Source organism: Clostridium sp. CAG:265, assembly GCF_000436575.1.
GTDB classification, from domain to species: Bacteria; Bacillota; Clostridia; order Clostridiales; family Clostridiaceae; genus Clostridium; species Clostridium lentum.
Genome location: NZ_FR886609.1, coordinates 1 through 7,404 on the forward strand (window position 1 = coordinate 1; position 7,404 = coordinate 7,404).

Sequence of the window (7,404 nt, forward strand, 5' to 3'; positions counted from 1 at the left end):
TAACTATATTCTGTTCAATTTTCAAAGACCATTTTATCTCGTCGCCCTCAAGCGACTTTATTATCTTAACACCTTATCACTTTTATGTCAACAACTTTTTAAAAATTTTGAAAACATATTTTTGATACTGTATTATCGCTTCTGGCTGTCCATTTCTTAAGGACAAGACATATAATATCATCTTATTATATATCTATCTATGATCTATTTTCTCGTTTTTTACAAATTACTCATACTTTACTCTTATTTTCTACATAATACACCATGTTTATATCATTGATACACACGGCTACGTATTACTTGATATATTAATTTTTATGTAAAATAATAAATACTTAACATCGAATAAAGCATATAATTGTAATAATTTTATATTTCATATCTTATAACTATAATAATAATGATTATATATAAACATTGACAGTATATTGGTAAAAATATATAATTATCTTATTGATTAGGTATAAGTTTTACATATTCAGTTAAACTTATACCTTTTATTTTACCTATACTATGAATAATAAAACTTATATTTATTGAAAGGATGATAAAAATGGGTAACTTTTTTAAAAACTTATTTAAATCAAAATCAAAAGAAACTGCTGATGAAGTAGCACCAAAAAATTGTTTAGTTGCTGTAGCTGATGGTGATATAATTCCATTATCAGAAGTACCAGACCCAGTTTTCGCTGAAAAAATGGCTGGAGACGGAGCTGCGATCATGATAAAAGGTGACACTGTTGTTGCTCCTGCTGATGGAGAATTAACATTAGTTTTCCAAACTAAACATGCTTTTGCTTTAAAATTATCAAACGGCCTTGAATTATTAGTTCATATCGGTGTTGATACAGTTTCTTTAAATGGTGAAGGTTTCCAACAATTAGTTGAAGCTGGAAAAACAGTTAAAGCTGGTACACCTATAATAAAAATAGACAGAGACTTCATATTAAGCAAAGGATTATCTTTAGCAACTCCAGTTTTAATAACTAATGTTGATGCTGCTAAATCAATAACTCCTGTTACAACTGGTTCAGCTGTTGCTGGTGAAACTACTGTAGTTAACTTTGAAGTTTAAGAATAAAAAAATGGGCTGTCGCACTAAATAATTAGTGCACAGCTCCTTTTTTTATTCTAATATTTTATAAAATGTAATATGGTCTCTCCACTTTCCATTTATATAAAGATATTTTTTATTAACTCCTATTTCTTCAAACCCACTTTTCAAAAGCACTCTTTTTGATTTATTATTATCTACAAGCACCGATGCTTCTAATCTATGTAAGTCTAAATACTGTTTGCAATATTTCTCTACAAGCAGTACAGCTTCTTTCATATAACCTCTTCCTTGGTGTTCTTTATCTATTGAATATCCTATAATTGCACTTTTAAATACCCCATGAACTATACTAGAAACCTTTATCTTACCAATAAGCTTATAATTTAAATAAATTCCTAAATCCATTCCTGTTCCAACCATTAACTGCTTATAACTTTCTATTAATATCTTCCTTTGTACCGTTGCTTCATAAAAACTACTATCTCTAGCTGGTTCAAATTCCCTTAAATGTTCTTTATTTTTAATATAGTAATCTGTAAGCTCTTCTGCATCAGCAGGTGTAAAATTTCTAACAATTACTCTATTGCCCTTAATATAGACTATATTATTTTTTATTGAACTTATGTATTCATTTCTTGTAATGCCTAAGCCTAATTCATCTACAATAGCTCCATTTACCATAAGATTTTCTGAAAGTATTGACTCCAAAGTAAAGCCTAAATCTAAAAATCCACTTATATCACTAGTTTCACTAACTAAAAAGTTAATCTTATTTATATTTCTGTCTTTGAAGATAGTCTTTAAAATCATATCTATTGAAACTTTTAATAATTCATAATTATTTTCCCTATAAAATTTAAACCTTATAGTGCTTCTTTTATTTTCTTTATCCAGTTCTGCTATAGTAAATCTTCCCACTACTATTTTATCTTTATCTTTAATAACATAATCATTCAAAGTACCTTTAATTGGTTCAATATTGACTTCTTTCTGACTCCCCATCTTATATTCTCCTAATTTATTTTCACTATTTTTATTATACAAATAATTCTATATAAAACTCAACTAAAGATTCATCAGTATTATCTATACTTATTTAATATTTGCAAAATCCTTCAATATAAACATAAAAAGGCCCTCTTACACTTAAGAAAGCCTTTTTTATTATTTATTTATACCAATTAAATCTTTAATTACTTCTCCACCTATTATCATTCCTGCAACAGGAGGAACAAAGGAAATACTTCCTGGAGTTTGTCTCTTACCTGAAGGTACAGCCCTTCCCTTATCAGGAGTCATTGGCATTTCTTCAGAATATACAACTTTTAACTTCTTTACGCCCCTCTTCTTCAATTCATATCTCATAACTTTAGCTAAAGGACATACTTTTGTCTTATATACATCTGATACTTGAAACATAGTTGGATCAAGTTTGTTTCCAGTTCCCATTGAACTCATTATCTTTATTTCATTTTTATAGCAATATTCAGCTAAGGCAAGTTTTGATGTTACAGTATCTATTGCATCTACAACATAATCTATATCATCTGTTATTAAATCTGGAATATTTTCAGCTGTAACAAATACTTGTTTTGCTTCAACTTTACATTCAGGATTAATTAATTTAATTCTTTCCTTCATAGCTTCAACTTTAACCATATCTACAGTTTTTGTAGTGGCATGTATTTGTCTATTTAAGTTAGATATACATACAGTATCATTATCTACTAATACTAAATTCCCAACTCCAGCTCTTGTTAATGCTTCTACAGCAAAACTTCCTACTCCACCTATACCAAAAACTATAACTTTTGAATTTTTAAGCTTTTCAATACCATCTTCTCCTACTAATAGTTCTGTTCTACAAAATGGATATAATGCCATCTTCCTTCTCTCCTTTTTATGTACGTTTATTTGCTTATTAATAATATTAGACTATTGAAGCATTTTTCTCAAGTAACTCCTATCGGAATTCGCTATTTTATTTTTTATTATTTATACACTATTAAATGATTTCCTCTATGTATATAATATATGTTGAATTAAAATAATTATTTTGGAGGTAAAGATGATATTAGGAATAATTGGTGCTATGTCAGAAGAATTAGAAATATTATTAACTGACATGGAATTAGAAGATACTACAGTAAAAGCTAAAATGACATTCCATAGAGGAAAATTATGGGGTAAAGACGTAGTTGCTGTTGTATGTGGAATAGGTAAGGTTAATGCTGCTATATGTACTCAGCTTCTTATTAGTGAATACGAAGTAACACATATAATTAATGTAGGTGTTGCTGGAGGTATTGGTAAAGAAATATATCCTGGTGATGTAGTAATTGCTACTAATTTAGTCCAATATGATATGGATACTACTGCCTTTGGTGATCCTATGGGACAAATTCCAAGATTAGATACATTTGATTTTAAATGTGATGAACACTTAATAGAAGTAGCTAAATCCGCTTGTGATAAAGCTGGAGATTTCAATACCTTCTCAGGAAGAATTGTTTCTGGAGATATGTTTGTTGCTTCTCTTGAAAAAATCCAATGGTTAGAAAAAGAATTTGGTGCTTTATCATGTGAAATGGAGGGTGCAAGTATTGCCCATGTATGTTACTTAAACTCTATTCCTTTCGTTGTAATCAGATCAATATCTGACAATGCAAATAACGGAGCACATATGGACTTTGAAAAATTCACACCTATAGCTGTTAAACATTCAACTGCTATATTAAAAGAAATGGTTACAAGCCTATAATATAAATATAAAAGGAACAGTTGTTTATTATTACCGTTCCTTTTATTTATTACTAAAATTTATGAATGAATATACCACTTCTTGGCTTAGGTTCAAACCAAGTAGACTTAGGTGGCATTGTTTTACCATTATCTGCAACATTCATAATATCATCTATAGTGGTTGCATACATAGAAAAACTCACTTTCATATCAGTATCTGCCCTATTTTCTAACTCCTTAAGACCTCTTATGCCTCCAATAAACTCTATTCTCTCTGATTTTGTTGGGTCACTTATTCCTAGTATAGGATTCAAGAGATTATTTTGAAGTATTGATACGTCTAAACTATCTATAGAATTATTTTCATCAAAAGAGCCATCCTTTGCTCTTAAAATAAACCATTGCTTATTCATATACATACCAAATTCATGTTTATTCTTCGGAGTTACTGGCTTATTACCTTCTGATTTAGACAGATAAAACGATTCTTTAACCTTGCTAAAAAACTCTTCTTCACTAAGCCCATTTAAATCCTTAACTGTCCTATTATAATCAAACACTTTAAGCTCTGTATCAGGATATATTATAGATAAAAAATAATTAAATTCTTCATCTCCTGTATACTTACCTAATTGCTTTCTTCTATTTAAAGCAACTTTTACAGCTGAAGCTGATCTATGATGCCCATCGGCAATATATAAGTATTTTATACTCTTAAATAATTTAACTAATTTTTCTATTATTATATTATCATCTATTATCCACACCCTATGTCCATTACCATCTTCTGATATAAAATCATAAACAGGCACCTTCTTACTCCACTCTTCTACTATTGATGATATTTCATCATTATTCCTATAAGTAAGGAATATAGGCCCTGTATTAGCATTACATATATCTACATGATTAACTCTATCTATTTCTTTAAGTAATCTTGTCCTTTCATGCTTTTTGATAATATTGTTAATATAATCATCAACTGATGTACAACACACTATTCCTTTTTGCCCTCTTCCATCCATTATTTGCTGATAAATATAAATAGCAGGTGTTTTTTCTTGTATATATAGCCCCTTTTCTATCATATTTTCTAACACTTGATTAGCTGTATCATATACAACTTTATCATATTCACCTACACTTTCAGCTAGATTTACTTCTGCCCTATCAACACGGAGAAAGGAATATTTATTATTCTTTACAATCTCTCTGGCTTCCTTGCTACTCATAACATCATAAGGCAAAGCTGCAATATCTTTTACATATTCTTTAACTGGTCTGTATGCTTTGAAAGGTCTAATAATTGCCACATTTAATACCTCCCTTATGTTAAAAATTACTTATTAAAATTAATTACTATAGCTGCTACTTCTTTTCCAATTCTTTCTTGAGCCTCTTTGGTAGAAGCTCCTATATGAGGTGTTACGCTTACACGTTCATGATTAATTAATTCTGTATTTTTACTAGGCTCCTGTTCAAATACATCTATCCCTGCTCCTGCTAATTTTCCTGAATTCAATCCCTCTAATAACGCCTCTTCATCTACCACCTTTCCTCTAGCACAATTAATTATAACTGCACCCTCCTTCATCATTGATATTTCTCTACTGCTTATTAAAGCTCCTTTATCCTTATCATATGGAACATGTAATGATACATAATCGCTAACCTTTAAAAGATTATCTAAATCCATAAATTCATAAGCTAGATTATCTTGCTTTCCTAAAACATCTGCATATATTATCTTCATACCTAAAGCTTCTGCTTTTCCTGCCAAAGCTTTCCCTATGCGCCCCATACCTATTATTCCAAGAATCTTACCAGCTATTTCACTACCTTTGTACTGCTTCTTATTCCACTGTCCATTTCTCATTGTATAATTTGCTACTGCTATATACCTAGCAACAGAAAACATATGCCCTAAAGCTAATTCTGCCACTGAATCTGAACTAGCATCAGGAGTATTACTAACTTTAATTCCTACTTTTTTAGCATAATCTAAATCTATATTATCAATTCCTACTCCTGCCCTAATCACTAATTTTAAATTTCCTTTTGCTCCTGCCTCTAAAACATCACTGGTAACCTTAGTGTTAGATCTTACTACTAGCACATCATAATTCTTTATATTCTCAATCAATTCCTCTTTATCAAAATGGTTTGTTTCTATATATATACCATTTTTCTTTATTTCATTTATTGCACTTATTTCAAGACCATCATTGGCCAATACCTTCAAGGTAAAATCCCCCCAATATATTAATTATGAATAATAAATTATTTTAAATCTAGGATGTCATTGATATTATCTAAGAGCTCCTTCACTTCATCTACAGTTATATCTGCCATATGAGCTATTCTAAATGTCTTTTCTTTTAAATCTCCATATCCATTAGAAATTTGAAAACCTCGTTTTGCTAATTCTTTATTAAGATCTGATACGCTTATTCCTCTAGTATTCTTAATAGTAGTTAATGTATTAGACAAATAACCCTCTTCAGGAAATAGTTCAAAATACTTTCTGCCCCAATTCCTAACTATATCAGCCATTTCTATATGCCTTTTAAATCTATTTTCTAATCCTTCAACATTTAATATATAATTAAGCTGATAATCAAGGGCAAACATATGTGATAAAGATGGTGTTGAAGGATATTGATAATTTTTCTTCTTTAAATATTTATATAAAGCAAGCAAATCTAAATAAAAGCCCCTATTTTTAACATTTTCAGCCCTATTTTTTGCTTTTTCTGAAAAAGTACATACTGATAATCCCGGTGGAAGACCTAAAGCCTTTTGTGATGATGTCAAACATACATCTATTCCACAATTATCAACTTCTATTTTTGTACCACCAGCAGAACTTACTGTGTCTACAATAAAAACTACCTCTGGATAATTTTTTATAACTTCACCTATTTCCTTGATAGGATTCATTATTCCTGTTGATGTTTCATTATGAGTTACTGCTACTAAATCATACTTTCCTGTATTTAAAACCTCCTTAACCTTGTCTACCTTTACTGCCCTCCCCATTTCAAATTCAAAGATATCTGCAGGAACATTATTACTTATGGCCATCTTGTACCACCGTTTACCAAATGCCCCCACAGAAAATACTGCTGCTCTCTTTGCTGTACATGATCTTATTGCCCCTTCCATAAGACCACTACCTGATGATGTAGAAAGTAATATCTCACTTTGTGTATAAAATAACTTTCTTAAATTATCACTTATGTGTCTCTGTAATTCTGATGCTTCTTTGCTTCTGTGCCCAATCATAGGTGTTGACATCTTTTCTAAAACCTCTTGTCTAACCTCCACTGGCCCAGGAATAAATAATTTCTTATGCATGAAATTCCCCCATTATATTCTTATTTACTGCTATAGCCTGTTACTATTATATTAATTTTAGTATTAGTGCTATACTTTATATTTATTTATTCTTATCTTGTTATATTATTCATAAAGTTATATTTATGATATTAATAAAAAAATAATATATTCTCTTCTGAAAACAAAAAAGATTCAGATTATCTTCTGAACCCTTTAAAACATTAAAAATATTTTGTTATCTCTCATCAAAAATTAAAACTGACTCT

General features: G+C 29.7%; 7 protein-coding genes. 2 read left to right on the top strand and 5 right to left on the bottom strand.

Annotated features, from left to right (window positions below; genetic code table 11):
* The first annotated feature begins 553 nt into the window (after positions 1 to 553).
* Complete coding sequence (locus Q5O29_RS05355) at positions 554 to 1,075, top strand: PTS glucose transporter subunit IIA (RefSeq protein ID WP_022211956.1); 522 nt, start codon at positions 554 to 556, stop codon at positions 1,073 to 1,075.
* Between the two features lie 51 nt (positions 1,076 to 1,126).
* Here the strand turns inward: Q5O29_RS05355 and Q5O29_RS05360 are convergent, their stop codons facing one another.
* Positions 1,127 to 2,059 (bottom strand): GNAT family N-acetyltransferase, encoded by a 933-nt coding sequence (locus Q5O29_RS05360; protein ID WP_022211957.1) that lies wholly within the window; start codon positions 2,057 to 2,059, stop codon positions 1,127 to 1,129.
* A gap of 162 nt (positions 2,060 to 2,221) precedes the next feature.
* The gene (locus Q5O29_RS05365) at positions 2,222 to 2,941 is read right to left on the bottom strand and encodes a ThiF family adenylyltransferase (protein WP_022211958.1); all 720 of its coding nucleotides are present in this window, start codon (positions 2,939 to 2,941) and stop codon (positions 2,222 to 2,224) included.
* 184 nt (positions 2,942 to 3,125) lie between these two features.
* On the opposite strand from Q5O29_RS05365, the gene Q5O29_RS05370 reads away from it, so the two are divergent.
* Complete coding sequence (locus Q5O29_RS05370) at positions 3,126 to 3,818, top strand: 5'-methylthioadenosine/adenosylhomocysteine nucleosidase (RefSeq protein ID WP_022211959.1); 693 nt, start codon at positions 3,126 to 3,128, stop codon at positions 3,816 to 3,818.
* Between the two features lie 52 nt (positions 3,819 to 3,870).
* On the opposite strand, the gene Q5O29_RS05375 is transcribed toward Q5O29_RS05370, so the two are convergent.
* The 3 genes from Q5O29_RS05375 to Q5O29_RS05385 are packed head-to-tail and all read right to left on the bottom strand — an operon-like array spanning position 3,871 to position 7,156.
* The gene (locus Q5O29_RS05375) at positions 3,871 to 5,112 is read right to left on the bottom strand and encodes a DUF1015 domain-containing protein (RefSeq protein ID WP_022211960.1); all 1,242 of its coding nucleotides are present in this window, start codon (positions 5,110 to 5,112) and stop codon (positions 3,871 to 3,873) included.
* Positions 5,113 to 5,138: 26 nt separating this feature from the next.
* Positions 5,139 to 6,041, bottom strand: a complete 903-nt coding sequence (locus Q5O29_RS05380) for a D-2-hydroxyacid dehydrogenase (RefSeq protein ID WP_022211961.1) — start codon at positions 6,039 to 6,041, stop codon at positions 5,139 to 5,141.
* A gap of 38 nt (positions 6,042 to 6,079) precedes the next feature.
* Positions 6,080 to 7,156, bottom strand: coding sequence for an alanine--glyoxylate aminotransferase family protein (locus tag Q5O29_RS05385; protein WP_022211962.1), 1,077 nt, complete (start codon positions 7,154 to 7,156; stop codon positions 6,080 to 6,082).
* Positions 7,157 to 7,404 lie beyond the last annotated feature (248 nt).